22 protein-coding genes are annotated in these 26,221 nt (G+C 36.3%); 5 read left to right on the top strand and 17 right to left on the bottom strand.

What is annotated here, in order from left to right:
• Positions 1 to 29: 29 nt before the first annotated feature.
• From LOK78_RS09275 to LOK78_RS09260, 4 genes are all read right to left on the bottom strand, one after another.
• Entirely contained in the window at positions 30 to 212 is a 183-nt protein-coding gene (locus LOK78_RS09275) for a CAL67264 family membrane protein (protein WP_053972647.1), read from the bottom strand.
• Positions 213 to 311: 99 nt separating this feature from the next.
• Positions 312 to 1,037, bottom strand: coding sequence for a pirin family protein (locus tag LOK78_RS09270; RefSeq protein WP_232394577.1), 726 nt, complete (start codon positions 1,035 to 1,037; stop codon positions 312 to 314).
• A 17-nt stretch (positions 1,038 to 1,054) separates the two neighbouring features.
• Entirely contained in the window at positions 1,055 to 1,492 is a 438-nt protein-coding gene (locus LOK78_RS09265) for a MarR family winged helix-turn-helix transcriptional regulator (protein WP_232634704.1), read from the bottom strand.
• Between the two features lie 10 nt (positions 1,493 to 1,502).
• Positions 1,503 to 2,057: an NADPH-dependent FMN reductase gene (locus LOK78_RS09260; protein WP_232634703.1), complete on the bottom strand. Its 555-nt coding sequence runs from the start codon at positions 2,055 to 2,057 to the stop codon at positions 1,503 to 1,505.
• 152 nt (positions 2,058 to 2,209) lie between these two features.
• Between LOK78_RS09260 and LOK78_RS09255 the strand changes: the two genes are divergently transcribed.
• Positions 2,210 to 3,853 carry an acyl-CoA carboxylase subunit beta gene (locus LOK78_RS09255; protein ID WP_232634702.1) on the top strand — a complete coding sequence of 548 codons (1,644 nt, stop codon included), beginning with the start codon at positions 2,210 to 2,212 and terminating at the stop codon, positions 3,851 to 3,853.
• Between the two features lie 53 nt (positions 3,854 to 3,906).
• Positions 3,907 to 4,329 (top strand): DoxX family protein, encoded by a 423-nt coding sequence (locus LOK78_RS09250; protein WP_232634701.1) that lies wholly within the window; start codon positions 3,907 to 3,909, stop codon positions 4,327 to 4,329.
• Positions 4,330 to 4,357: 28 nt separating this feature from the next.
• Here LOK78_RS09250 and LOK78_RS09245 read toward each other — a convergent pair whose 3' ends face one another.
• The 5 genes from LOK78_RS09245 to LOK78_RS09225 form a co-directional block, all read right to left on the bottom strand.
• Entirely contained in the window at positions 4,358 to 6,652 is a 2,295-nt protein-coding gene (locus tag LOK78_RS09245; protein ID WP_232634700.1) for a VWA domain-containing protein, read from the bottom strand.
• A gap of 116 nt (positions 6,653 to 6,768) precedes the next feature.
• Positions 6,769 to 8,433 (bottom strand): DUF2135 domain-containing protein, encoded by a 1,665-nt coding sequence (locus LOK78_RS09240; protein ID WP_232634699.1) that lies wholly within the window; start codon positions 8,431 to 8,433, stop codon positions 6,769 to 6,771.
• 38 nt (positions 8,434 to 8,471) lie between these two features.
• A complete protein-coding gene (locus LOK78_RS09235; protein WP_232634698.1) occupies positions 8,472 to 9,533 on the bottom strand; it encodes an AMP-binding protein in 1,062 nt (353 codons plus the stop codon).
• The gene (locus LOK78_RS09230) at positions 9,533 to 10,489 is read right to left on the bottom strand and encodes a CPBP family intramembrane glutamic endopeptidase (RefSeq protein ID WP_232634697.1); all 957 of its coding nucleotides are present in this window, start codon (positions 10,487 to 10,489) and stop codon (positions 9,533 to 9,535) included. Before LOK78_RS09230 ends, LOK78_RS09235 begins: the two co-directional genes overlap by 1 nt.
• A gap of 3 nt (positions 10,490 to 10,492) precedes the next feature.
• Positions 10,493 to 11,527: an o-succinylbenzoate synthase gene (locus LOK78_RS09225; RefSeq protein WP_232634696.1), complete on the bottom strand. Its 1,035-nt coding sequence runs from the start codon at positions 11,525 to 11,527 to the stop codon at positions 10,493 to 10,495.
• Between the two features lie 58 nt (positions 11,528 to 11,585).
• On the opposite strand from LOK78_RS09225, the gene LOK78_RS09220 reads away from it, so the two are divergent.
• Positions 11,586 to 12,488, top strand: a complete 903-nt coding sequence (locus tag LOK78_RS09220; RefSeq protein WP_232634695.1) for a sterol desaturase family protein — start codon at positions 11,586 to 11,588, stop codon at positions 12,486 to 12,488.
• A gap of 10 nt (positions 12,489 to 12,498) precedes the next feature.
• Here LOK78_RS09220 and LOK78_RS09215 read toward each other — a convergent pair whose 3' ends face one another.
• The 3 genes from LOK78_RS09215 to LOK78_RS09205 are packed head-to-tail and all read right to left on the bottom strand — an operon-like array spanning position 12,499 to position 16,104.
• Positions 12,499 to 12,786 carry an Hpt domain-containing protein gene (locus LOK78_RS09215; protein WP_255673743.1) on the bottom strand — a complete coding sequence of 96 codons (288 nt, stop codon included), beginning with the start codon at positions 12,784 to 12,786 and terminating at the stop codon, positions 12,499 to 12,501.
• Between the two features lie 50 nt (positions 12,787 to 12,836).
• The gene (locus tag LOK78_RS09210) at positions 12,837 to 13,223 is read right to left on the bottom strand and encodes a response regulator (RefSeq protein WP_232634693.1); all 387 of its coding nucleotides are present in this window, start codon (positions 13,221 to 13,223) and stop codon (positions 12,837 to 12,839) included.
• Positions 13,216 to 16,104: a tetratricopeptide repeat-containing hybrid sensor histidine kinase/response regulator gene (locus LOK78_RS09205; RefSeq protein ID WP_232634692.1), complete on the bottom strand. Its 2,889-nt coding sequence runs from the start codon at positions 16,102 to 16,104 to the stop codon at positions 13,216 to 13,218. Before LOK78_RS09205 ends, LOK78_RS09210 begins: the two co-directional genes overlap by 8 nt.
• A 118-nt stretch (positions 16,105 to 16,222) precedes the next feature.
• Here LOK78_RS09205 and LOK78_RS09200 point away from each other — a divergent pair, with 118 nt between their 5' ends.
• Positions 16,223 to 16,966 carry a LytR/AlgR family response regulator transcription factor gene (locus LOK78_RS09200; RefSeq protein ID WP_232634691.1) on the top strand — a complete coding sequence of 248 codons (744 nt, stop codon included), beginning with the start codon at positions 16,223 to 16,225 and terminating at the stop codon, positions 16,964 to 16,966.
• Here the strand turns inward: LOK78_RS09200 and LOK78_RS09195 are convergent, their stop codons facing one another.
• Positions 16,967 to 17,293, bottom strand: a complete 327-nt coding sequence (locus LOK78_RS09195) for a DMT family transporter (protein ID WP_232634690.1) — start codon at positions 17,291 to 17,293, stop codon at positions 16,967 to 16,969.
• 21 nt (positions 17,294 to 17,314) lie between these two features.
• On the bottom strand, positions 17,315 to 17,992 hold the full coding sequence (locus LOK78_RS09190) for an MBL fold metallo-hydrolase (RefSeq protein ID WP_232634689.1): 678 nt from the start codon (positions 17,990 to 17,992) through the stop codon (positions 17,315 to 17,317).
• Between the two features lie 190 nt (positions 17,993 to 18,182).
• On the opposite strand from LOK78_RS09190, the gene LOK78_RS09185 reads away from it, so the two are divergent.
• A complete protein-coding gene (locus LOK78_RS09185) occupies positions 18,183 to 21,590 on the top strand; it encodes an amidohydrolase family protein (RefSeq protein WP_232634688.1) in 3,408 nt (1,135 codons plus the stop codon).
• A gap of 64 nt (positions 21,591 to 21,654) precedes the next feature.
• Here the strand turns inward: LOK78_RS09185 and LOK78_RS09180 are convergent, their stop codons facing one another.
• The 3 genes from LOK78_RS09180 to LOK78_RS09170 all read right to left on the bottom strand — a co-directional run bounded on the left by LOK78_RS09180 (position 21,655) and on the right by LOK78_RS09170 (position 26,114).
• Positions 21,655 to 22,407 (bottom strand): SDR family NAD(P)-dependent oxidoreductase, encoded by a 753-nt coding sequence (locus tag LOK78_RS09180; RefSeq protein ID WP_232634687.1) that lies wholly within the window; start codon positions 22,405 to 22,407, stop codon positions 21,655 to 21,657.
• 115 nt (positions 22,408 to 22,522) lie between these two features.
• Positions 22,523 to 23,755, bottom strand: a complete 1,233-nt coding sequence (locus tag LOK78_RS09175; RefSeq protein WP_232634686.1) for a DUF3999 family protein — start codon at positions 23,753 to 23,755, stop codon at positions 22,523 to 22,525.
• Positions 23,739 to 26,114 carry a DUF2339 domain-containing protein gene (locus LOK78_RS09170; RefSeq protein WP_232634685.1) on the bottom strand — a complete coding sequence of 792 codons (2,376 nt, stop codon included), beginning with the start codon at positions 26,112 to 26,114 and terminating at the stop codon, positions 23,739 to 23,741. Before LOK78_RS09170 ends, LOK78_RS09175 begins: the two co-directional genes overlap by 17 nt.
• Positions 26,115 to 26,221 lie beyond the last annotated feature (107 nt).

Raw genomic sequence — 26,221 nt, 5'->3', positions numbered from 1 at the left:
AGTAAAATAAATTTGAAGATAAGCTTTAGCTATACCCTTCCTTTCAAAGCATTAAAAACCCATGCTATGGCAAAAAATCCGATACCCACTGAAGCAAAGCCCCAACCAGCTACATCATCATATCTAAAAGCTCCCAACGCTATTAAACTCAATCCTACTAATATCATGATCCATGTCGCCCAGGCCAACACAGTATTTTTGTTCATTGCCATCTTTAATTTGTTTTTAATTTTAAAATACAAATATCGTGTTTTTTAAAATAAAAAAAAGCACCACTTACGTGATGCTTTCTTTGAAGTTCCAAAGCTTATTTATAACACAATCATGGGCACTTCAATAAATAGCAACTGACTTTCAGTTATTGCTTTTAGAGAAAAATCATTAGTTTCTGAAATACCTATGGCATCTCGAGTCTTTAATTCTTGACTTTCAATAGCAATATCACCATCAATCACCATCATATAGACACCATGGTTTTCACTAGAAACTTTATATGTGAACTCTTTATCAGTATCTAAATCTATTCTAGAAATTTTGGCATCTTGGTGAATTTTCAAACTGCCATCATATCCAGAATTCATACCACTGACAAGCACTTGCAATTCATTTTTTCTGTCTTCATCAGAAAATGTCTTTTGATCATACCTAGGCGAAACCCCTTGGGTATCTGGAATAATCCAAATCTGAAACAAATTAAGGTATTCATCGCTGGTTCCATTTATTTCGGAATGTTGAACACCTGTTCCAGCTGACATTACTTGTACTTCACCTGGAACTACTGGCTGCCATTTTTCATGCATGTTGTCCCTATGCTTCAACACCCCCTTCAAAGGAATCGTTATAATTTCCATGTTATCATGAGGATGGGTTCCAAATCCCATATCAGGAGCCACTATGTCATCATTCAAAACACGTAAGGCGCCAAAATGAATCCTCTCAGGATCAAACCATCTCGCAAAGCTAAAGGAATGATTCGCTTGCAACCAACCATGGTTTGCAAACCCTCTGGATTCTGCTTTATGTACTATTGTTTTCATTTTTTAATCTCCTTTCTTCATCTTAGTTTATCGAGCAAATCACTTAATTGTGTTGCTTCTTCTTCTGAAATATTTTTAAGCCATTCGTCATTAAAGTCGTCTGAAATCTCATCCAAAAGCTCCAAACCTTTATTGGTAATTACCACATGAACTACCCTTCTGTCTTCTTTACAATCAAAACGCTCTACTAAGCCTTTAGCGCATAGTTTATCCATCAAACGAGTTGCATTGGGAGAACGTTCTATCATACGCTCTTTAACAACTTGAGCCCTTAAAGGGCCTTTGGCTCCCTTTAAAATTCTTAAAATATTGTATTGCTGCGGTGATAATCCAAACGTTCCAAAAAAAGTATTTTGTTTGGCTGTAATCCAGCCCGCCGTGTATAGAATATTTATCAAAGCCTTGGTACGCTGGTCTTTGAATTTAGAATTTACATCTTTTGAAATATCACCCATAATTTAAAATTTATACTAATTGCGCTTCAGTTACAACGGCTGACTGGAAGATATCTAAGTAACGATTGAGTTCCAACTTTAAATCTTCATTAACAATATCTCCATCTACAAAATTGTCATAAAACATGGGCATTGAAAAAGTACCTGTAATGTCGGCGGCATGAAAAGGAAACCTATTTTCTGCAATATTTAAAACCGATTTTCCACCACGAGGTCCAGGAGCCGTAGCCATCAAAAATACTGGTTTACCTTCAAAAAACTCTCCCTTTATCCTAGAAACCCAGTCCATCAAATTCTTAAACCCAGCAGAATAAGCGCCATTATGCTCTGCTAAAGAAATCACTATACCGTCTGCTTCTTGTAATTTTTTAAAAAATGAATGAGCATTGGCTGGTTGCCCTCCCATTTCCGCTTCCAAATCGACACTATAAATGGGTAGCGGAAAATCATTTAAATCCAAAACCTCATAGTCTACCCCTTCCATTAACCCTCCAACATAACTTGCTAATTGCTTGTTGATAGATGCTTTCCCAATACTGGCTCCAAATGCTATTATTTTTTTCATATCCTTTTCAATTTATTTTCCATGGCAAATATATGACAATAATATTTATTTTCCAAGGAAAATAAATTAAAGATTCACATCCTCATTTTTATGCATAGAGCGATTTGAGTCCTAACAAGTTTTGTATTTTAGCACACACAAACTTTACAAACATGGATATTAACTTCAATAAGAACGAAGATTTTAATAAACTTTTAGTTTCCGATTTAAAAAGCAAATTGGCCCAAGTGAAAATGGGTGGTGGAAAAAGTCGGATTGAAAAACAGCATTCTCAGGGCAAATTAACTGCAAGGGAACGTATCGATTACTTGCTGGATAAAGACTCCAAAAATATAGAAATTGGTGCTTTTGCAGGGGATGGAATGTATGCCGATCATGGTGGCTGCCCTTCTGGAGGTGTTATCGTAAAAATAGGCTACATCCAAGGGAAACAATGCATTGTAGTCGCTAACGATGCCACTGTAAAAGCAGGAGCCTGGTTCCCTATCACAGGTAAAAAAAACCTGAGAGCTCAAGAGATTGCCATAGAAAATAAACTACCAATCATTTATTTAGTAGATTCTGCCGGGGTTTATTTACCCATGCAAGACGAAATTTTTCCAGATAAAGAGCATTTTGGACGCATTTTTAGAAACAATGCCGTGATGAGCAGTATGGGGATCACACAAATTGCTGCTGTCATGGGCAGTTGTGTTGCCGGTGGGGCTTACCTTCCTATCATGAGTGATGAAGCTTTAATCGTTGATAAAACGGGAAGCATCTTTTTGGCAGGAAGTTATTTGGTAAAAGCTGCCATAGGTGAATCTATTGATAATGAAACCTTAGGAGGTGCCACTACACATTGTGAGGTGAGTGGCGTTACCGATTATAAGGCCAAGGACGATAAAGATGCTTTGGATACTATTAAAAATATTGTAGATAAAATAGGAGATTTTGACAAAGCAGGATTCAACAGAAAAGATGCCATAAAACCTAAAGAAAATCCAAGTGATATTTATGGTATTTTACCTAAGAGTAGAGCCGATCAATACGATATGTATGAAATTATCAAACGCTTGGTAGATGGTTCAGAATTTGAAGAATACAAGGCAGGTTATGGCAAAACCATTATCACGGGTTATGCAAGGATTGACGGTTGGTCTGTTGGTATTGTTGCCAATCAACGGACGTTAGTAAAAACGACAAAATCTAAAACCAAACCAAGTGAAATGCAGTTTGGTGGCGTGATCTACAATGATTCTGCCGATAAAGCGACCCGATTTATAGCAAATTGTAACCAAAAGAAAATACCCTTGGTATTTTTACAGGATGTGACGGGCTTTATGGTAGGGAGTAAAAGTGAACACAGTGGCATCATTAAGGATGGAGCAAAAATGGTGAATGCAGTTAGTAACTCCGTTGTTCCTAAATTCACCATCGTCATAGGAAATAGCTACGGAGCAGGAAACTATGCCATGTGCGGTAAAGCCTATGACCCTAGATTGATTGTAGCCTGGCCTAGTGCTGAGCTTGCTGTAATGAGTGGTAATTCGGCAGCTAAAGTTTTACTTCAAATTGAAAAGGCATCCTTAGAAAAACAGGGAGAAAAGATTACCAAAGAGAAAGAAGAAAAATTATTTAATCAAATCAAGGCAAGATACGACAATCAAGTGTCTCCTTACTATGCCGCAGCTAGATTGTGGACCGATGCCGTCATTGATCCTTTGGACACCAGAAAATGGATTTCAATGGGAATAGAGGCCGCCAATCATGCTCCTATTGAGAAACAATTTAATTTAGGGGTGTTACAAGTTTAGAATAATCGTGTTTTTTCGTACCTTAAGCATTAACAATCAACAAATTAATAGCGATGGGAACAATTAAAACACTTAACAAGTGGGCTAATGCGCATACGTATTACCCATTAGATGCCGTACGGGTGGCTCTAGGTGTCTTTCTTTTTATTAAAGGAATACACTTCATGAGTAACACCCAAATATTAATGGATCTCTTTACTCCTATTCAAAATTTAGCGGGAGGTATGATTACTGTTCATTATGTGGCTCCTGCACATTTTATTGGAGGTATGTTGATAGCTTTTGGTCTATTGACGCGTTGGGCCATAATTGCCCAATTACCAATTTTGATTGGAGCTATAATGATCAATTTTGTAGGAGAAATGCATGTAGGCAACCTTGTTGTCGCCACAGCCACACTGATGGTATGTATTTTCTTCATTTTTTATGGCTCGGGAAAACATTCTGCTGACTATTACTTTAAAATGCAACAGTAAAAAAAGCGACCAATTGGTCGCTTTTATTTTAAATTCCTTGATAGGTTTGAATCAGTCGGATAAATTCTGCGCGATACCCATCTCTATCTGCTCCTCTGCCCGCTTTGGCCAAAGCAACAACATCTTCTAAGCTGGTATCATTGGTATATTTAGAATGTCGTAACTGCATACCAGCCAAGGCTACGGCTGCACTAAACTTCATATCAACACTTGGAGTATTCAACTCATCCCGTTGTACATGTACCATCTCAGTACTGGAGTTTTCATCAGGCTTTTTGTATCTAAATTTTACGGTAAATAATTCATTCGAAGCGTTGACATTTGTTGGTTTTGTATATTTCAAATCTGGTGTTTCTCTTAAATATTTACTGCTGACACCCACGGGAATTACCTCATACAAGGCGGTAACCGTGTGACCACTGCCTAATTCTCCCGCATCTTTTGTGTCATCAATAAAGTCTTCATCTGCCAACATTCTGTTTTCATATCCTATTAATCTATAGGCTTGTATTTTAGCTGGGTTGAACTCTATTTGAATCTTTACATCCTTGGCGATGGTGAAAAGGGTGCCTCCAAACTCTTTCCCAAATACCTTTTGAGCTTCTTGCATGTTATCTATATAGGCATGATTGCCATTTCCTTTATCTGCCAAAGTTTCAAGCTTAGAATCCTTGTAATTACCATATCCAAACCCAAGTACCGATAAAAACACACCAGATTTTCTTTTTTCTTCTATCAGTTGCTTCATATCATTATCACTTGAAGCTCCGACATTAAAATCTCCATCAGTGGCCAAAATCACACGGTTATTCCCTCCTTTTATAAAATGCTTTTGGGCCAATTCATAAGCTAAAGTAATCCCGGCACCACCCGCCGTAGATCCACCTGCTTCCAATCGGTCCAAAGCATTGATTATTTTAGACTTAAACTTTCCTGAAGTAGGCTCTAAAACCATTCCAGCAGCCCCTGCATAAACCACTATAGACACCTTATCCTTCTCTCGTAATTGATTGACCAAAAGTTTAAATGCTTGCTTTAAAAGCGGGAGTTTATTTTCTGAGTCCATAGAGCCAGAGACATCTATCAAGAAGGTTAAATTGGATGGTGGTAAATTCTTATTTTCAATGGTTTTACCCTGCAAACCAATACGTATCAATTTGGAGTCTTTATTCCACGGTGTTTCCACCACCTCTGTATTAATGGAAAAGGGGTGCTCTCCCGTTGGTTGCGGATAATCATAAGAAAAATAATTCACCATTTCTTCAATTTTGACGGCATTAGGTTCAACAACATAACCACTATTAATCATTCGCCTAATGTTGCTATATGCTGCCTTATCTACATCTATAGAAAATGTAGACAAAGGTGAGGAATGAACATTCTCAAAATTGTTTTCTTGGATCGTCGCATAACTTTCGTTATCAGAAATTCTAAAATTCCCACCTTGTGTTGTGATTACAATACAACCATTTTTAGCTATTCTCCCGAATTTCTTTTTGGCCTCCGCTTTGTCATAAACAACCTTTGAGTGAATACTGTCCGTTGCAATGGATTCAACCAATGAATTATTATTTTGAGGGATGGGCATTCCATCTACAATATATAAGGGAGCTTCTTTAATTTTTTTGGATTTGCCCTGACTTTTTGTTTGAACTACCAAGACGCCGTTACCTCCTTGAGCCCCATATAATGCAGCTCCATTGGCTCCTTTTAAAATCTCTACATTTTTGATGTTCTTCTGGTTTATTTTGGATAATTCCTTCTCTGAGGAAATAACCCCGTCAATAACAATTAAAGTATTGCTATTTCTATTTACTGAGCGGTTTCCCCTTAAAACAATACGGGTATTCTGCTTTCTATTAGGATTTCCATTATTAATTTGTAGACCAGAAACCTTTCCAGATAGGCTATTGACTAAATTTGGGTTTTGTGCCTGACTTAGTTCTTCTGCCTTTATCACTTGGCTAGATGTTGTAATTTGATTAAGACTTCTCTTGGTACCAAGAACGGATATTACAACTTCATCTATGCTTTGAACATCAGGCTCCATGGCAAAACTGAAGCCTGTCTGCCTTTCAACTTTTTTTTCAGTAGTCACATAACCTACATAGGTATAAACCAAAACATCGCCAACCTGAGCTTTAATGGTATATTTTCCATCAAAATCTGTTTGGGTGCCTTCTTGGGTTCCTTTAATTACAATGTTGACTCCGGGTAATGGTAAACCATTTTCGTCTGCTATCATTCCTGAAACGGTCATTTCCTGAGCCGCTATTTGTAAGCTAACTAAGCAAACAAATAAGGTGTTTAAAATTGCTTTCATGATTAGTGTGTTTATTGATTTAGCATAAAACTAAATCCTACAAACCAATCAAAACAATGATATTTAGGCAACTATACCTTTGGCTTAGGGAAGCATCAGCATGAACTAGTCAACGCTTAAAATTCGATCTTGGAGAGAATTTGTTCTTTCTTTTTTGGCAAGAGCCTTATCACTTTGATCTCCTGAGTTTCTTCTGGCTTTCCATAATTCTTAAATACGGTAAGCTTTATATAAACAGGTTTATCCGACCTATTTTGATAGTCTGCCATAAGAAAATAGGATCCCATCTGAGCCGTAGCATTGGTATATTCAACTAAACCGTACATGCTAAAAAAATTACCTCCCATTTCGGTCTTCATATGGTCATTACTGCTTATTTCCCTATTGGGATCAATCAATTTCAAATTGATATCCACATCATCCCGATTGGAATCTACCAATATTCGCAACTTGTATTGAATTTTTAAATTTTTGTCGGAATAATCCTCAAGCTCCATCAAAACCTTACCCACATCGTTATAACTTACCTCCTGTATTTTTAGATAATTGAGAACCTCTAGTTTTTCCATGAGATCCTCATTATATAATTTATTAAAGAAATTATAGGCATTTTCAAACTGGCCCACTTCGTAATTGGATAAAGCCAGTTCGCGATAAGACCTAGCATCTTGAGGCTGAAGGGAAAATATTTTATTGTAAAACAGATTGGCCTGTTCCAATCGGCCTTCGCTCTCCAATTGGTAAGCCATAGCCCTTAAGGTGAAATGGTTTGTAAATGAGCTGTCCAACAGCTGCTTTAAGATAGAAGCAGCTTTATCCTCCTGTCCTTGGGATGAGAAAAATTTATAGCCCTCTACATAATATGAGGTAATTTCATTCTTTTTCGGGTTATAATTGGTATAAATGGTTGAAGCTTCATCCATACTCGCTGCCTTTTCAAGTTTGCCTAAAAAATCAGGAGCCTTTTCCTTTAAATCAACTTTAGGTGTTTTGAAATAAAAGGTTTCGGTAGAATAATTGGGAACATAATTTTCCTTACGACCAGTTTGAACAGATTTCTTCGTTTTTACCATTACCACCCCATTGCCCGCTTGCGACCCATATAAAACAGCTGCATTGGCACCCTTTAAAATGGTAACCGACTCGATGTTTGTAGGATCGAGATTTACAAAATATTGATAAGTGGACGGGATCCCATCCACAACTACAAGTGCTGAATTAGTAGTTTGTAAAAATCGAATACCTCGCAACTGTATTTCTTTAGTTTTCTCAGCCCTATCAGCTGGAGTAGCATTTGGAGGAAGGCGTTTATCGACTAAAATTAATCCGCTCACTTTACTATCCAAAGCTTCAAGAGCATTGGAACTTCTTCCTATATTCAAATCATCAGAATTTACCGTTTGGTAGGCATAAACGATGGAATTCGGATCTTTTTTCATTCCCAAAGCACCATCTACAGGTTTAGATCGCCTCAGATCTTCAAACATTGGTTCCCGCCTCATGTAAACAACCTGTAATGTCGTATTTCCTACAATGGTACGTTTAGGTAAGTAACCATCCTTCTTGAAATCTAAAGTATCACTAGACTTTACCCGAAATGTAAAATTACCTCCTCTATCTGTATTAGTCCTTTCAGAATATCCTTTACGAGTGACCTCAACACCATAAAATGGTTTTATGGCCTCATCATATACAGTACCATAAAGATTCCTAGTCGGTACATTTTGTGAAAATAATTGGATACCCCCTAGAAGAAGAACAAAGATTAACTGATTTCTCATAGTTTCAGAAGTTTACCTACTAAAACTACAAGAAATTCTTACATTTTCAAAAGTTTTGTAAGAGTTTCTTCTCTTCTTACTTTTCCAGAGGAAGTTTCTTCAAATTGAGGTATATTGTAAATGGCTTTGGGCTTCTCATAGGTATCCAAAGCTTCAAAAACTTTCGGCTCTACCACATTGGAATCTCCTTCAACCACCAAAATAACCTTCTCTCCTAATGTAGGATCTGGTTGGGAGGCAAAAAAGAAACGTCTATCCATTTGGTCCTGAATCTTGGCTTCCATCAACTCTGGAAGTAATTTTATCCCACCTGAATTAATAACATTATCAACTCTTCCTAACCAATCAAATTCGGTTTCAGAATAAATCTCAACCAAATCGTTGGTCACTATAGGTTCCTGAGATAATCTAGGGGCATTGATGACCAAACATCCCCTGTCATCCTTGGAAACCGTAATTTTAGGAAGTGTTCTGTATGGAGCGTTCTTTTTTGTGGTATGATTTAATTTTTTCAAGCCAATATGGCTTAAAGTTTCGGCCATACCATAAGTCATATAAACACGTGTAGAAATGTGTTGGATTTTGGCTACCAATTCTTTTGAAATGGGAGCTCCTCCAACGATTAAAATTTTGACATGTTCAATGGTGTCCAAGCTATTTTCCAATTGCATGGGTGTCATGGCAGCAAAGTCATAGTCTTTGGTTAAAACTATTTTGGATTTTGGTTCAACAACATCCAATTCCAAGCCCAAAATAAGACCTCTAACCAACATCATTTCCCCTGCAATAAAATTAATAGGTAAACAATGTAAGGCGCTATCACCTGGTTTTAATTTGAAAAAATCACCGGTAGAAATCGCCGAATTAACCATGGCCTGTTTTTCTACATGAAATTCTTTTGGAGCACCTGTAGAACCAGAAGATTGAATGGTAATAAGCGGACTGTCATCCATCCAGTTATTAATAAAATCACCCACCTTCTTCTCATAGGGTAAACCTTCTTTTATGTAGCTATAAGCAACTTCCTTTAAATCATCTTGAGCAAAATGATACTCGTTGAGTTTGAAACGGTTATGGATTTTATCGAACTTTGGAATCATCAGTCTAAAATTTTATAATCTTCTTTAATAGGTTCTTCTACATGACCAAAAAGCTTGTCCTTCCAATTGGTCCATCGATATTTCTTCGAAAATATGAATAATAAGATTGGGAATAAAACAAAAACGGGTAAAAAAACGTCAAAAAAACCAGCAGCAGTCGGATCGGAAATATCCTTTAAAATGGAGTGTGTTTGAAACGCTGTCCAATCTGCGGTAACCAACAAAGCAGTAAACAAATTATTGGCCGCATGGAAACCCAAAGCCAATTCCATACCATCATCCATAAGGGTCATAATTCCAAGAAAAAGTCCCGTTCCTATGTAATAAATCATAATGATGTAGCCCATTTTTTCTACTTCGGGATTTGCAATATGTAACAAACCGAAAATAAGTGAAGTAATTGCTAAAGGCAACCATCTAGTTTTTGATATAACACCTATTCCCTGCATCAAATAGCCTCGGAACAAATACTCTTCAAAACTGGTTTGTAAGGGGATAAACACCACAGAAATCAACAAGAGGATTAAAAATGGGATCATTTTAAAATTCCATTGGTAATTTTCAGGGTTCATATAATAATCTGCTACAACAAAGGAAGAACTCAAAATGCCCCAAAGCAAAAAGGCAAATAAAATACGCCCCCAATCTATTTTTTTTCGTGCTGTTGTTAAGGAAGTAACTGTTTGTTTATGTAAAGTCCTGACCACGAAAAAGACGCCAACCAAACCTGCTGCAAAAGATAATAACATGAGAAATAAATTAAGGTTGGATTCCAACATGCCCATCATTTGGGTTTCATCCATACCAAATATATTCTCGCCGCTTTCAAAGGCCTTAAAAAATACGGCTACCGTGAAGGGTATTTGACCAATAATTACCGCAAAAATAACAACTAAAAGACCTATCAAATAGCGCCACCAATCATGCAGCACATTAAACGCTTGGGTTATATACATAAACTACAAGTTAAATTTCCAATTTAAATTATTTTGGTACTGTAACGTACCATTACTTACCGTTAGAGGGCTGTCAAAATTATTAGTAAATAGACCACCAGTCCCTAACCCCTGTGGCATCTTATTATTTAGTGTGTAAGTCCATTGCGCAATAGCGTTAAGACCCACATTACTTTCCAATGCACTAGTAATCCACCAACCTATATTCTCTCTTTCTGCCAAATTAATCCATTCTTGGCTTCCTTCCCATCCTCCCACAAAACTAGGTTTTAAAATAATGTATTGTGGCTTGATGGTTTGTAGCAATTCCTGCTTACTTGTTACATCAAAAACACCAATTAATTCTTCATCTAAGGCTATAGGCAAAGGCGTCAGCTCACAAAGTTGTGCCATTTCTTGAAATTGACCTTGTTTTATGGGTTGCTCAATGGAATGCAAATCCAATTCAGCCAATTTTTTTAATTTATCCAAGGCTTCTGAAGGAGGAAAAGCACCATTGGCATCCACTCTTATTTCTATTTCTTCTTTAGAAAAGGTTTTTCTTATCGACTTTAACAACTTGAATTCGGTCTCAAAATCAATCGCACCAATTTTCATTTTGATACAATTGAAGCCAGTGGACAGTTTAGATTCAATCTGCTCTTTCATAAAATCTTCATTGCCCATCCAAATAAGACCATTGATAGCGATAGATTCCTCTCCTTTTGTAAATGCAGAAGGAAACAGTTCAAATGGTGTTTGACTTTCTAGAGATTTAAAGGCCATTTCCAATCCAAACTGAATACTGGGGAATTCTTTATTAGCCTTGTATAGTGCGGATAACCCTAATGAAATGTTGTGGCATGTCCATTTTAATTGATGCTCATAATCAGGTCTGTCATCGGCACTTAGTCCTCTTAAAATACCACATTCTCCTATTCCCCTTTTACCATTCTGTTCTAAAATGATAAACCACGTTTCTTTGGTTTTTAATATGCCTCTTGATGTACCGCTAGGTTTTTTAAACTGAAGTTGGTGTTGTTTGTACTCTGCTGTCATTACATCTCAAAATTACTGATAAAAAATGGTTATTTTAGAGAGATTTTTTAAAAGATATATGCCAGATTTTCCAAATATTATTTTATTCGCCATTCCATTTTTTATTTTGGCTATGTTGGTGGAATTGTTTGTAACAACACGCTCAAAATTTAAGGAAACCAAGGGCTATGAAGTTAAAGATGCCTTTGCATCTATTGCTATGGGTTTGGGCAATGTCTTTTTAGGCTTTTTGAGTAAAGCCATCGTTTTAGGATGCCTTTTTCTGGTTTACGAACATCTTAGATTTTTTACTATTCCCGTTACTTGGTGGAGCTTTGTCTTGTTATTTTTTGCTGATGATCTATCCTACTATTGGTTTCATCGTATTTCACACGAATGTCGCTTATTTTGGGCTTCGCACGTAGTTCACCATTCGTCGCAACATTACAATTTAAGTACGGCTCTTAGACAAACGTGGTCTGGAAGTTTCTATTCCTTTATTTTTTGGCTTTGGCTACCCTTAGTAGGTTTCCACCCAGCCATGATCATGCTACAGATGTCCATTAGTCTGCTTTATCAATTTTGGATTCATACGGAAGCCATTGATAAACTACCTAAATGGTTTGAAGCCATTTTTAATACGCCTTCCCATCATCGTGTACATCACGGAAGTAATCCTATTTATTTGGATAGAAACCACGCTGGTATTTTAATTATTTGGGACAAACTTTTTGGTACGTTCCAACCCGAATTGGAAACCGAAAAGGTTAAATACGGACTGGTTAAAAACCTCAACACCTTCAATCCTATTAAAATTGCATTTTTAGAATGGGCTTATATGTTTAAAGATGTTTTTACGGGAAAGAAAACCTTAAAAGACCGTTGGAATTATGTAACCAAACCACCTGGATGGAAACATGATGGTACTGGAAAATTGAGTCATGACTTGCGTGAGGAGTGGTTAAAGTCAATGAATAATTAACAATGAGTAGTTAGTTCCATATTTTTAAATATTCCTTCAACTTTTTTTCAGAAGCTAAATGAAGTGCAATAGCCCTATTATAGAGTTCTTTCAAATTTCCATATGCTTCAGATTTTACTGCATTTTCAATAGCAATCAAAACGTCTTTCAAATCATTAACCCCAACATAATCGGTTTGCGGTTTTAAGGAATGGGCGTTGATTCGTAATTGTTCCCAAGCTTCTGCTTCTAAATCGGTTTTCATCTGTGCCAAAGTTTGGGGGGCTATCTCCAGATACAGACTTATATAACGTCGCATTTTCTTGGAATCTCCCTTTGTGAATTTTTCTAAAAAACTTAAATCAACCATTACACATTGGCTTTGATAAGTTCATAAATTTCCTCAAAAGCATCCTGACCTTTAATCACATAATGAATCGCACCATACATAATGGTCTGTGAAGCTGTTCCGTAGCTTTTTTGACTGGACAACATGATAACAGGTAAATGCCTGTTCTGTTTTTTGATTTCCTTCAAGATATCAATTCCATTTGCGGCCTCTTTTTCTTTGGAATTCAAGTAATAATCCAAAATGATGACATCTGGATTTTCGTGCAGATGCTTCAAACAAGCTTCCCCTGTTGGAAATGTCTTTATGTTAAAACCTGCATATTGCCCTTTTAGGTAATCGGTCAACATTTCTGTCAATAAGGGTTCGTCATCTACAATGCATACTGTTGGATTTAAATTATTCATGACCATTAAGTTTTGTGAGTTTATAAATTTTCTCAATTAATTCTTTTGTATCGAATGGTTTCCCTATAAAATCGTCCATTCCCATCTCAAAACATTTATCTACTTCTTCTTTGAGTACATTGGCCGTCATGGCTATAATGGGGATTTTTGACTTGTTGTTATCAAACTGTCTAATAGCTTGGGTAGCTTCATAACCATTCATAACTGGCATTTGTACATCCATCAAGATCACGTCATAATGGCTCAATTTTACTTTTTCCACGGCAATGGCACCGTTTTCGGCAAGATCAACGGTCACATGTTCTATGGCGTCTTCTAGTTCTTCCCCGGCCACTACGGCATTGAATTGATTGTCCTCTACCAACAATACCTTGGTGCCTTTTAGTGCTTCTGAAATCTTGTTATCTGAAGTAGTTACAGGTTCTTTTTGGACCGAAACAACTTCAGCAACCTCATACGGAATGGTAAAATGGAAAGCACTCCCTTTGCCTTTGTTGCTCTCAACCCAAATTTTACCTTTATGGAGTTCAACCAACTTTTTGGAAATGCTCAAGCCTAAGCCCGTACCACCAAACTTTCGTGAGGTATCACTATAAGCTTGCTCAAAGGATTTAAATATTTTTTCGATTCGGTCTTGGTCAATACCAATGCCTGTGTCAGAAACAGTGAATTGTAAATTCAACGTGTCGTTTTCTTCTTTGGAAGTAACCGTTGCGGTGACCATGCCCTTTTCGGTAAACTTAATGGCATTCCCTATCAGATTAATGAGAATTTGTTTTAATCGTGTGTCATCACCTTTAACCATTATTTCTTGCTGAGGCAAAATGGTTTTCAACTGCAAGCCTTTTTCTTCTGCTTTGAACTGCATAATGGTCTGTACATTGTTTACCACGTCATTTATTGAGAACGGTTCGCTTTCCAATTCAATCTTGCCCGCTTCAATTTTTGAGATGTCCAAAATATCATTTACAATAACCAACAATGAATCTGAAGACTGTTTGATACCATCTAAATACTCGGTTTGATCTTTTCTAGGTCTGCGTCGTAAGAGAATATCGGTCATCCCTTTAATGGCATTCATGGGCGTGCGAATCTCGTGACTCATATTGGCCAAAAATTGATGTTTGGCACGTTCGCTAGCTTGTGCTTTTTCCTTTTCGGCTTCAATGATTTCATTTTTTTGTTTGAGCTCTGCCTCGGTTCTTCGTATAAATTTTAAACGATAATACAATCCAATAATAAAAAGTGTTAAACCTATCCCCAATACTATTAAAAGATTCTTTGTTGATCTTTGCTTGCTTAGCTGATTTTGAAAGGCTAGTTCGGTTTCACGCTTTTGTTGGGCTACGTACAAACTATCTGTCAAACGTTCCTGTGCAAACTGACTTTCCAACTCTAGTTTGGTCGTAGCCTCTCTATTACGTAAACCCACTAAAGAATCCTCTAACTTGACATATTGCTTGTGGTTTTTTAATGCATTGGCATAGTTTCCTTTGGCTTCATAAGCTTTATATAGTACTTCATATAAATCTGAACCAGCACTCAAGTTTTTTATTTTTAAACCACCGGCAAAATTGGCTGTAGAAATTGCCTTGTCATATTGCTTCAACCCTAAATAGGTTTCACTTAAAGTAACATAAAATTGAAAAGAATTAAGATGATTGAGCCTATCTTTGTAAAAGTCATTTAACTCCAGTAGCTCATCTAATCCTTCCTGATACTTGCCAGAAAGATTATTAAAGCTAGCTCTTGTTCTACGAGCTAAAGCGTAACAGGGAACACACTCAGTTTTGTCTTTCATTGCAGTAAGTGACGAATCTAGATATTTACTGGCTTTATCTATCTCTTTTTCATTTATGTATAGATTGGTTAAATCCAGATAAGTTCCTCCTATACTGGTCAAACTTTCACGTTCTTTGGCTATTTTTAAGGCTGCTAATAAGTATTTTTCAGACTCTTCATAATTTCCAATATCCGAATGGATTCTCCCTACTCTATTTAAATTAAATGCATAAACTCTTTTAAACTCTTTATATTTTCCAGCATATTGAATCACTTTTTTTCCGGCCCACAAAGCTTCTGGATATTGATCAGTATCTGAATAATAATCGTTTAATTCTGAATAGAACGATAAATAATTCTTATGATTTTCATTAATATTAAGACTGCTTTCATTAGTCTTAATAAACTCCTCAATAACTCTATCAATATTTTCTGGAGCAACGAAATCACATTTTGCCCGTTTTGCTCTTTCTATACCAAAAAAGAAAAGTCCGAACTGTTTTTGTTGCGAAGCAGCTTCCAAGCCTTTCCTATAAAATTCACAAGCTATTTCTTTGTTTTTTCCTGGATTAGAGAAAAGTTGAAGAGAGGCGGAAATATAATTAAACATTGCTCTATTTTTATCTTCCAGTCTGTTTTCCAGAACCTTTAAGATGTTTTCAACATGCTTTTCATCATACTTAGCGCATTTCATCCTGAGCATTCTTGGCAAATGTGGAAGCACAAACTTATCTTCTTTTTGTTCTAACAACTGTGTCAATCCTAAATGGAAATATTCACAAACCTTTTCATCATTTTCTCTATCTTCCATATTATGGCCAGCAACAAGATAGAGTATACCCAAGTACTCAGGTTTGTTATATTTCTTGGTCAGTTCTATGGCTTCATCTACTTCTGCAACAAAATTTCTAGAATGATTTATAACTCCTCCTTCTTCTGAATAATAGTAGTTGTAATAAGCGTTGAGCCTTTCTAGGTCGTTGGCCTTTCTGTCCATCCATACATGGTACAAGGAATCCTTATCCATCCCTTGGCCAAACGCAAAAGACGTAATGAGGAATAAAAAGAAAAATGGTTTAACACCCTGCGAATAGAACATAGCAAAAATAATTTTCTCTTCTAATCTAGTAAAGCATTGCCATTTAAGGTTTACAACAATTATCAAGTGGCCACAGCAATTATCAAACGGTATTCAAATAATCTGTATATTTCACTCTATGAATCCAACAAAAGCATTAATAGTGGAGGACAATGCCTTTATGGCTACCGTATTGCAGGATATGTTACAGCAATACACCTACAATATAACACTATTAGGTACTGCCCATTCTGGGAAAGAAGCTTTGAAATTAATTAATCTCTTGAGACCCAATCTCGTGTTCCTAGACATAGAACTACCTGATATGACCGGTTTTGAAATGCTAGAACAAATAGAGGATATTACTTTCAAAACCATTTTCACTACGGCACACAGCCAATATGCCATTAAGGCATTTCGTTTTAATGCTTTGGATTATTTGACAAAACCTATTAATGAAAATGAACTGAAAGAAGCTATTAATCGTTTTACAACAACCTCATTTACCAATAGCCAAGAACAAATAAAAAATGCGTTAAAAAACATCCATTCCAGTACTTTTGACGAACAGAACTTACTATTGCAAACCCAAAACGGTTATTTAAAACTCCCCTTAAAGCATATAGTAAAAATTGAAAGTGATCGAAACTACAGTTACATCCATCTTGATAATGGATCTAAAGAACTATCTTCAAAAACTCTGGCTTATTTTGATGAAATCTTAGTGGACAAAGGTTTCTTTAGATGTCACCGATCATTTTTAGTAAATAAACGCCATATTGACTCCATTCAGAATAACGCATTTATTCTGAAAAACAAGACTGAAATCCCCATATCCCGAAGAAAACTTAGTGAAGCCAAACGCTGGATGTCTCGATTTTAATCAATGGGAAACCCACTTGAGTCCAACAATCGATATAATTAACGTAGAAATAAAAAAGAGCCTCCAGAACGTCGCTGGCTCCTTAAACACAAAAATACCTACAAGCACAGTTCCCACAGCTCCTATTCCTGTCCAAACCGCATAAGCAGTTCCTATGGGTAATTCTTTAGACACCTTCACTAATAGCAACATACTTATGGCTAAACAAATTAAGAACCCCAAATACCAATACGTGGCTTCGCTTCCTGTTGACTCCTTGGCTTTCCCTAAACAGGCAGCAAAGGCTACTTCAAATAGTCCGGCAATAATGAGTAAAACCCAATTCATAATTAGTGCTTGAAATTATAATTACTCATAAGATATACTTATTTTCCTCCCCTGCTCTTTTAAAAAAATAATATTGGAAGGTACTTTCTCAGGAAGTTTTTCATTGGGATATAGGTGGTAAATACCAAACATTTTGGTTTCTACAGGAATTCTCTCATTTTGCAAATTCATAAACATCCATGGGTTCATAAATGCCAAATCCAATTCTTTCAAGCTTTTAATTACCTCAACATCCCCAGTATCACCAGAGAGGAAAATTCGTTTTCCATGCCACGTAATCACATAGGAATAATGTTTAAAAGATATGCCATAAACCTTGTGTTCTGTTCTAAAAGGTTCAATTTGAAAATCTAAAGTTTTCGATCCCAATTCTTCTAATTCTTCAACATTCCAAGGGCCATATTTCTCACCCTCAAAAGGTTTTAATAGTTTATTTGAATAATGATCTGCATGCTTATGGGTAAATAAAAAAATGGCATCCTCCTTAATTTGCTCAATTTCCTCATTCTCGTATTCCATATAATTATAAGCTCCCGATTTATAGGGAAAATCGACATACAAATGGGTGGTTCCATCAGTCATGTACAAGCCACAATTCCCAATGAATTTAATTTGTATTTCATTGGTTTGACTTGTGATAAAAAGTGGTGCCAAACCGATACCAAAATACAGTAATATTTTAGTTAAAATGTTAATCATGAGCCTGCTATAATAATTCTCAAAAAGCCAAACGTTGGCATTTATACTAAAGTAATAAAAATAAGCTCTAAATCTATTATATGAAAGTGGAACGTCTAACCAAAACAAAAAAAATCTTGCCGATTACAGTATCAAGTCATTTTCTTATAAATCAATTACTTATATTTAACTATCTAAAATCAATCTCTAAATGAAAATTTTAAAATTCTTTTCCATTGCCCTTGTTTTATTTCTTCAATTTACAATTCAAGCCCAACAAAAAACAAAACCAGCCGACAGTCTAAAAAAAGCTACCAAAGAATTACCTCTGGAACCAGAAAGAACTATTTCCTTTAGCACAGATAAAGGAACCTGGATTTCTGTGGATGTTAGCCCAGATGGTAAAACCATAGCCTTTGACCTAATGGGAGATATTTATACCATTCCGATTTCTGGTGGTAAAGCTACTCAAATCACTCAGGGTATGGCATATGATATTCATCCACGTTTTAGTCCAGATGGTAAATTACTGGCTTTTATTTCTGATAAAAGTGGTTGCGATAACATTTGGATCTTAGATTTGGAAACTAAAAAAGACAAACAAATTAGCGAAGAGAAAAAACACAATTTCTTTTCTGTAGTCTGGACTCCAGATGGTGATTATCTCATAGGCAGTAAAGGTCGTCGAAATATCAAACTTCACGTCTACCATAAAGATGGAGGCTCTGGAAGTCAGTTATTTGATAAGCCAAAAGATCTAAAGGCCATTGATCAAGCTTTTGGAGCGGATGGTAAATTGCTCTATTTCTCACAACGTAACAAAGCTTGGAATTATAATGCCCAGTTGCCCCAATATCAAATAGGCACCTATGATATGGAAGACGCAGATATGGCTGTTATTACCTCTAGATATGGCTCTGCATTTACTCCAACCCTATCGCCAGATGGCAAATGGCTGGTTTACGGAACACGGTTTGAGGCTGAAACAGGTTTAGTGCTTCGAAACTTAAGTTCTGGTGAAGAACGATGGTTAGCTTATCCAGTTCAACGGGACGAACAAGAGTCCATTGCCCCTTTAGGTGTTCTTCCTGGTATGTCGTTTACACCCGATAGTAAAAATTTAATCGCTTCATACGGTGGGAAAATCCATTCCATTTCTATCGAATTCAATACAGCCAAGGAAATCCCTTTCACTGTGGATTTAAAATTGGATTTAGGTCCTCGAGTAAAATTCAATTACCCTATTGAGGATAGTGAAGAAGCTTTGATAACGCAAATACGTGATGCCAAACCGTCTCCAGATGGTTCCAAATTGGCCTTTACAGCCTTAAATAGATTATACGTCATGGAACTTCCTGATGGAAAACCCAAACGACTTACAGAAAATGACTTTACTGAGGCACATCCTTCCTGGTCTCCAGATGGAAGTCAAATTGTATTTACCACCTGGAAAAACGATGGCGGCCATTTATATAAAGTCAGCGCCAATGGAAAAGGAAAACCTATACAACTTACCAAAGAACCTGGAATTTACACCTTCCCTAGGTGGTCATACAAACAAAATCGAATTGCCTTTCACAGAAGTTCGGCGCAAACCTATAAAGATGTCATTGGTCCTGTAGCAGAAAGAGCCAATGAGGATTTGGTTTGGATTTCTTCTGATGGCGGGGATATAACGTTTATTGATAAGACTAAGGGCAGGGAAAAGCCACATTTCACAAAAGTGGATGACCGCATTTATTTAAGTCATCCAGAGAACGGTTTGCTTTCTGTTCGTTGGGACGGTACAGATGAAAAAAGCCATTTAAAATTAAAAGGAATTGAAACTTTTGGATCCTACGATGTGTTTAGCGACCATCATAGCGATAGTCATGAACCGAGTCTTTTGCCACAAATGGATGACAATCGTGCTGAAGATGATAAATCTTCCAAGCCTAGTGAAGTGTTCATTTCACCAGATGGCAAAACAGCCTTAGCACAAATTAATAATGATATTTTTAGCATTACCATTCCGCGTTATGGAAAAACGCCTACCATTTCTGTTGCCAAAGCAGAAAAAGCAGCATTTCCAGCGATGAAATTAACCGTTTTAGGAGGCGAATTCCCTGCCTGGTCAAATGATAGTAACACCATCCATTGGTCTCTTGGATCCAGTCATTTCCGATATGATCTAGCCGAGGGCAAACGCTTCAATGATAGTATAGCTGAACTAAAAAAGCAGCAAAAAGAGAAATTGGAAGCAACCAAGAAATTGGATAGCACGGTCAAAGACATCATCATGGACAAAAAGGAAGAAAAATTTGATGATTTTGAAGCGGAAGAGATAAAAATTAAGGTTTTTTACAAAAAAGATACTCCGAAAGGGAATTTATTATTGCAGGGAGCTCGCATTATAACCATGAAGGATGACGAGGTCATTGAAAATGGAGACCTTCTTATTGAAAATAATCGCATCAAAGCAATTGGTTCCTCAGGAAGCTTAAATATTCCTTCGGGCACCCAAGTGATTGATGTGACGGGAAAGACAATTACACCAGGTTTTGTAGACACTCACGCTCATATGTGGCCTACTTGGGGCGTCCATAAAAATCAAATGTGGATGTATTCGGCCAATTTAGCTTATGGCGTTACCACTACCAGAGATCCTCAAACCATGACCACCGATGTTCTAACCTATGCCGATATGGTTGATGCTGGTATGCTGGCTGGCCCTAGAGTCTATAGTACCGGACCAGGTGTAGGTTACTGGATGTACCAAATTGAAAGCTTGGATCATGCCAAGAAAGTTTTGAAACAATACAGTGAATACTACCAAACAAAAACCATCAAAATGTACTTGGTAGGTAACCGCCAACAACGCCAATGGGTCATCATGGCAGCAAAAGAACTCGGCTTAATGCCAACAACCGAAGGTGGCTTGGATTTTAAATTGAACATGACACAATTATTAGATGGATACCCTGGGCATGAACACGCCCTACCTATCTATCCTATTTATGAGGATGTGATTAAAACAATTGCACAATCTCAAATGGCAGTAACCCCTACCCTTTTGGTAGCCTATGGAGGTCCTTGGGGAGAGAATTACTTTTACTCCAGAGAGAATGTTTGGGGCGATCAAAAACTTCAATATTTCACTCCATATGAAGAATTGGCACAAAAAAGTCGTAGAAGACCAGCATGGTTTATGGATGAAGAACATGTATTTAAAAAGCATGCAATATTTATAAAGGATTTGGTAGAAGTTGATGGACTGGCAGGTATAGGAAGCCACGGACAATTACAAGGATTAGGTTATCATTGGGAACTATGGGCTGTAGCTAGTGGCGGCATGAAAAATCATGATGCGCTAAAAGTAGCTACGATTATTGGTGCCACAGCTCTCGGACTTGAAAGAGATCTTGGTTCCATTGAGATTGGAAAATTAGCCGATATCAATATCATGGATGAAAACCCATTGGAGGAATTAAGAAATACCAATACCCTCAAATATGTTGTTAAAAACGGAAAGGTTTATGACGCCAACAATTTAGACGAAGTATGGCCTAAGGAACAAAAAGCAGAAACGTTTCACTGGCAAACTAAAAAGCCCGAAGGGTTACCTGGAATAGGTAATTAATCCACATAAAAAATAAAGGTTGCTAATTTAGCAACCTTTATTTTTTGTTTAAAGTTTAAAGAAATTAAACAGCAGTGTAACCACCATCGGCTATAAAATAACCTCCAGTGGTAAAGGATGACTTATCTGAATTTAAAAACACCACCAATTCTGCAATTTCTTCAGCCTTCCCCAATCGGTTCATACTGGCTTTGCTTGCTATAAAAGCTTTGGTCTCCTCGTCTAGATTTTCATCTAGTAAAGGTGTAGCTATATAGCCAGGCCCCACTGCATTACAACGAATGTTTTTCTGCCCATATTCAGCAGCTATATTTTTGGTTAATCCTACCACTCCATGTTTTGAAGCCGTATATGCTGGACTCATAGGAGCTGCTACCGTTCCGTGAATGGACGCCATGTTTACAATGCTTCCGCCACCATTTTTTTCCATCTGCACCAATTGGTATCTACACGCATAAAAAACGCCATTTAGGTTCAAGGCAATTACTTTATCCCAAGCATCTATAGCGTATTCTCCTGTTATGGCAACTTGCCCCCCAATACCAGCATTATTACACGCCACATCCAAACGGCCATAAGCCGCCACAATTTCTTTTACAATGCGTTCGTTGTCTTCAGCTTTTGAAGAATCTGCCAAAATAAACAGGGCTTCACCTCCATTTTTAATGATTTCATCAACTACAGCTTTTCCATGATCTTCATTTATATCTGAAAGGGCTACTTTTGCACCTTCCCTAGCATAACATAGGGCAATAGCTTTCCCTATTCCAGATCCACCTCCAGAAACATATGCTACTTTATTATCTAATAATGACATTTTTTATATTTTAAAGTTCACTTTCAAATTTACGAAATCCCCTACCCTTCAAAGTTTTAAAAGCCTTATAATTCTGTTAAATTAAGAACGGGACACTAAGATTTTCATCCCAGTCTTATTTCTTTAACATTCGAACGGAAAAGAATCCTAGAATTAATATAATTAATATCATAATTCCCCATAACCAGAACTTACTTTTAAAAAGTGGTTCTTTATGATGCAATCCTTTTTTTTCTATCTTTTCTTCAATTCCCAGGTCTAATACGATTAAAGAATCAGGTATTTGCGAACTAAATCGCGAGATATCATAATCTGGTTCTAAGGCTCTTTTATTTCCGTATGTGAGATAATATTTTGCAGACTCAACAAAACGCGCCTTCAATTGGTATAAGAAGCCTTTTACTTCTATATCTTCTATAGTTAAAGGATGATTGTTGTTGTTGTCAATAATCACCCTAAATTTTTTAACCGTTGTACTTTCAAAGGGAAACGTATTGTCCTTTACAGAAGCCAAAGTCCCTCTTGTAAGTATATTATATTGATTCTTCCAGCCGTTTTGAGTTTGAATACTATCCGCCAAAAATTCGATTTTTAGAGGCCTATAAAAATCAAAGGTATCCTTCACATTAATTTTAATACTACTCATACGAACGGGCATAAGTAGTTCCACATCCAAAAGCGTCTGTTTATTAATTTTGTCTTGCTCAACCTCCATTTTTTTAATGGCATAGGTTTTTAAGGTTCCCGTAATTTTCACATTTTTTATAAGCCTGGCCGATTTTAGATCTGGCTTTTGGTCTGTCTGAATATGCACTCGAAAAAATCTGTACTTTGAATCTGGGAAATTTAATGTTGTAAATTTGAAGTTGGTTTGGTCATTATTAATAGACAATACTCTATAATCCTCCATGACGGTAAACCATTCTTGCTGGTCCTGACTTCCTTGTAAAGTAAGATGCCAATCAAAATTCTCATTTTCAAAATCCAAGATCATTTGGTTCATAACCTCTTCGGAGGGAATTTCAAAAGTGAAATAATACCCTGTACTATTTAATGACGTATTAAGTAATTTAAATTGAATTTCATTTGCATTAAACTGATCAGACGTATCCTCCAAAAGAAAAGGAGCTTGTATGGTATCATTCTCTTTCGTCAATCCAAAAATGCGAACATCAGAGAGATCTTGTGAAATCTTACCAAACATATCGTCTGGTAGAATCACCTTATGCCATGTTTGGGATATACCTTGTAATTCCCTTTGGTAGTCATATTGACCCATTTGGCCAAAAAACTTAAAGCAAGTAGTGAAAAGAAATATTAGACACAATTGTTTATTGAGGCGTTTCATCTGAAATTTTATGTGTGAATTTGTTGTATAAAAATGATATAATCAGCAGCAATACGCCTAATGAGACAAATACAATGGTTTTTGCTATGGTATCTAAGTGGGAAATATCATAGAAAAAGAGTTTTATTAGCGTCAGTCCAAATAAAACTATGGCACCAATACGAAGAGGTTTGTTTCTTTTCCAGATACCTAAGGCTATAAGGAAAAGGGAATAAACTCCCCACAAAATACTCAAACCAAGTTTATAAGATTGAGAAGACTCAGCCATATCTAGCCAATGAATTAATTCACTACTTACAACCCATAAAATGGTAGTGTGCAACAAAAAATCAAAGGCTCGTTTGTATTTATTTTCTCGATATGATTCTTGAAGGTATTTGTAGATAGTAATCAGAAGTAGTACTACAAACACAAACGACAAATATCTTATTAAAATATGCATGATACTAGTCTTATAATATGGTAATTTAGTTGGATCCAAGTAACTCTCCCGTAATTCACTTAGCGCATACAAACCATTGGTTAAAAACACTAATAACACGAAAACAATGAAACCCAAATTAACAAAACCTAAAGATTTGTTTTTAAACCACCTTATATTAACAATCCCAAGCAATGACATAAATAACATAGAATAATTGATAACCCAAACAGTTTCAAATTTGAGTAAATCATAATTCCAATAAGTCATAGGATATTGCTGGTTATCTTCTTTAATTTCAAGCAATGAATCTGTAAAAAGTTGCCCCCAATAATTCACAATTTCCATTCTGAAAGCAAAATAAATGCCCAATAGAAAAATTGCAGGTATACCGAAAGAAACCATTTTTGAAAGAATCTTATTTGACTTCCAAGCTGCATCATATTTTTGATTGAAATGTAACTTTAAAATAAACCCAAAACCGGTAATAAAACATAAGGATGTTAAAAATTGAATGTTAAGCAAAGGCATCATCCTATCCTCAGGTGTTGAAGGTGTATAGGCATTATAAAACACAATCCAATCATGGATGATACTCAAAAAGGCCAACAGCATCAAAGGATAGGACAACTTTTCATAAACCGGTACCTTTTTGGTTCTTCCAATCCAAAATAAAAGAGCAGCTTCCCCTATCCAAAGGAAGGTCACCCAATTTCCATCTAATTGAACCGGAATGGCAATGGTTATGAAGACCAAAACCAATCCTGCTACCAAATAAAACAAATTCTTATCCCCTAACTTTTGTCTATAAATCACCAGACTTACCAAAAAGTGAATCAATGCGTTACCCAAAGTAAAAAGTCCTAATAATTGCTTTCCTGTTTCATGACCAGAAAGTATTACATAGGCATTTCCATAAAATATAAATGAGTTAAATAATAATAAAGCAATATCACTTCTTTGAAATTTTTCCTTTTGCAGAAGTTTATAAGCCAAAAAAGTCGCATAAAAAATGAAGAAAAATAGACTAAGAAAGGATAAAGCCAATCCAAAATATTCTGAAGTTCTGTAATCACTGATAAACCATGTAAAATATATAGCCCAAGTAAGACCAAAAGCTACATAGTAAAGTAGTTTCCAGTATTTTTTATATGCAATGACCAAAATCCCAATATTGATAATGGCCATATAACCAAATAATATTTCTGGCCTACCAGATTCGTTACTCAAAACAAAAGGTACCGCATAAGCACCAACCAGGCCAATATGAGCAATCACTTGCCGATTATAATTTAAGGCAGCCAGCACGGTAAAAACTGTAAATATGACCATAAGCACAAAGGCCAAGGCTTGAGGTATTAACTGATAGAAATTATAGGCAGAAAAGGAAATAAAATAAAAAATTGCCATAGCCCCACTAACAAGTACAGCACTGTAGTTTTCATATTTGGTTTTCAGTTTGACACCAAAGCCCAAAAGTCCCAAACCGGCAAGGTAACCTAAAATGACCCTGGTAAGCGGACTTATCAAATCGTGTTCTATGGAATATTTCACACCAATGAAAACACCAATAACGGTAATGATTATTCCTATTTTATTGATAAGATTTTCGCCTATAAATTTTTCAAGATCTGACTTAACTTTTGCAGTATCTCTTTTTGGTTCAACAGGACGAATACGAGGTTGTATGGATTTTAAAGTATCTGAGGGTGTCTCCGCTTCAATAGAGCTTAAAGAATCACTCTTTTCATTTACCTCATTATCTGTAAACTCCTCCTTTTTTATTTCAGGTTCTTGAAGTGACTCTGGTTGCGAGTTTTGCAGCTTTTCTATAGCGTGCTTTAAATCATCTATTTCCTTAGAAAAACCTCTTTGCTTTTCCACAAGGCTATTAAGCCGGGTTAGCAGTTGATTTATTTGATCTTGATGGCTAGTCATTTGGTTAATTAGTAAGGAGCTAAAATTGAGGGCAAATTAGCCAATTAGTTATAGCATCTAATTTAACAAATAACGAGGTAATAGAAAACAGATTGAAGGAATATGTC

The sequence above is a fragment of the Mangrovimonas futianensis genome (genome assembly GCF_021245805.1).
GTDB classification, from domain to species: Bacteria; Bacteroidota; Bacteroidia; order Flavobacteriales; family Flavobacteriaceae; genus Mangrovimonas; species Mangrovimonas futianensis.
Note: the sequence above shows the minus strand (reverse complement) of the source record. Positions and strands in the feature narration are given on the sequence as shown.

Excerpts from the sequence above, each read along its gene's own strand:
- LOK78_RS09215 (WP_255673743.1), bottom strand. The coding sequence starts at position 12,786 with ATGCGACGTTATATAAGTCTGTATCTGGAGATAGCCCCCCAAACTTTG.
- LOK78_RS09205 (WP_232634692.1), bottom strand. The coding sequence starts at position 16,104 with ATGTTCTATTCGCAGGGTGTTAAACCATTTTTCTTTTTATTCCTCATT.
- LOK78_RS09275 (WP_053972647.1), bottom strand. The coding sequence starts at position 212 with ATGGCAATGAACAAAAATACTGTGTTGGCCTGGGCGACATGGATCATG.
- LOK78_RS09170 (WP_232634685.1), bottom strand. The coding sequence starts at position 26,114 with ATGACTAGCCATCAAGATCAAATAAATCAACTGCTAACCCGGCTTAAT.
- LOK78_RS09175 (WP_232634686.1), bottom strand. The coding sequence starts at position 23,755 with ATGAAACGCCTCAATAAACAATTGTGTCTAATATTTCTTTTCACTACT.
- LOK78_RS09255 (WP_232634702.1), top strand. The coding sequence starts at position 2,210 with ATGGATATTAACTTCAATAAGAACGAAGATTTTAATAAACTTTTAGTT.
- LOK78_RS09190 (WP_232634689.1), bottom strand. The coding sequence starts at position 17,992 with ATGATTAACATTTTAACTAAAATATTACTGTATTTTGGTATCGGTTTG.
- LOK78_RS09260 (WP_232634703.1), bottom strand. The coding sequence starts at position 2,057 with ATGAAAAAAATAATAGCATTTGGAGCCAGTATTGGGAAAGCATCTATC.
- LOK78_RS09270 (WP_232394577.1), bottom strand. The coding sequence starts at position 1,037 with ATGAAAACAATAGTACATAAAGCAGAATCCAGAGGGTTTGCAAACCAT.
- LOK78_RS09200 (WP_232634691.1), top strand. The coding sequence starts at position 16,223 with ATGAATCCAACAAAAGCATTAATAGTGGAGGACAATGCCTTTATGGCT.
- LOK78_RS09235 (WP_232634698.1), bottom strand. The coding sequence starts at position 9,533 with ATGATTCCAAAGTTCGATAAAATCCATAACCGTTTCAAACTCAACGAG.
- LOK78_RS09265 (WP_232634704.1), bottom strand. The coding sequence starts at position 1,492 with ATGGGTGATATTTCAAAAGATGTAAATTCTAAATTCAAAGACCAGCGT.
- LOK78_RS09225 (WP_232634696.1), bottom strand. The coding sequence starts at position 11,527 with ATGACAGCAGAGTACAAACAACACCAACTTCAGTTTAAAAAACCTAGC.
- LOK78_RS09185 (WP_232634688.1), top strand. The coding sequence starts at position 18,183 with ATGAAAATTTTAAAATTCTTTTCCATTGCCCTTGTTTTATTTCTTCAA.
- LOK78_RS09210 (WP_232634693.1), bottom strand. The coding sequence starts at position 13,223 with ATGAATAATTTAAATCCAACAGTATGCATTGTAGATGACGAACCCTTA.
- LOK78_RS09245 (WP_232634700.1), bottom strand. The coding sequence starts at position 6,652 with ATGAAAGCAATTTTAAACACCTTATTTGTTTGCTTAGTTAGCTTACAA.
- LOK78_RS09220 (WP_232634695.1), top strand. The coding sequence starts at position 11,586 with ATGCCAGATTTTCCAAATATTATTTTATTCGCCATTCCATTTTTTATT.
- LOK78_RS09240 (WP_232634699.1), bottom strand. The coding sequence starts at position 8,433 with ATGAGAAATCAGTTAATCTTTGTTCTTCTTCTAGGGGGTATCCAATTA.
- LOK78_RS09250 (WP_232634701.1), top strand. The coding sequence starts at position 3,907 with ATGGGAACAATTAAAACACTTAACAAGTGGGCTAATGCGCATACGTAT.
- LOK78_RS09195 (WP_232634690.1), bottom strand. The coding sequence starts at position 17,293 with ATGAATTGGGTTTTACTCATTATTGCCGGACTATTTGAAGTAGCCTTT.
- LOK78_RS09230 (WP_232634697.1), bottom strand. The coding sequence starts at position 10,489 with ATGTATATAACCCAAGCGTTTAATGTGCTGCATGATTGGTGGCGCTAT.
- LOK78_RS09180 (WP_232634687.1), bottom strand. The coding sequence starts at position 22,407 with ATGTCATTATTAGATAATAAAGTAGCATATGTTTCTGGAGGTGGATCT.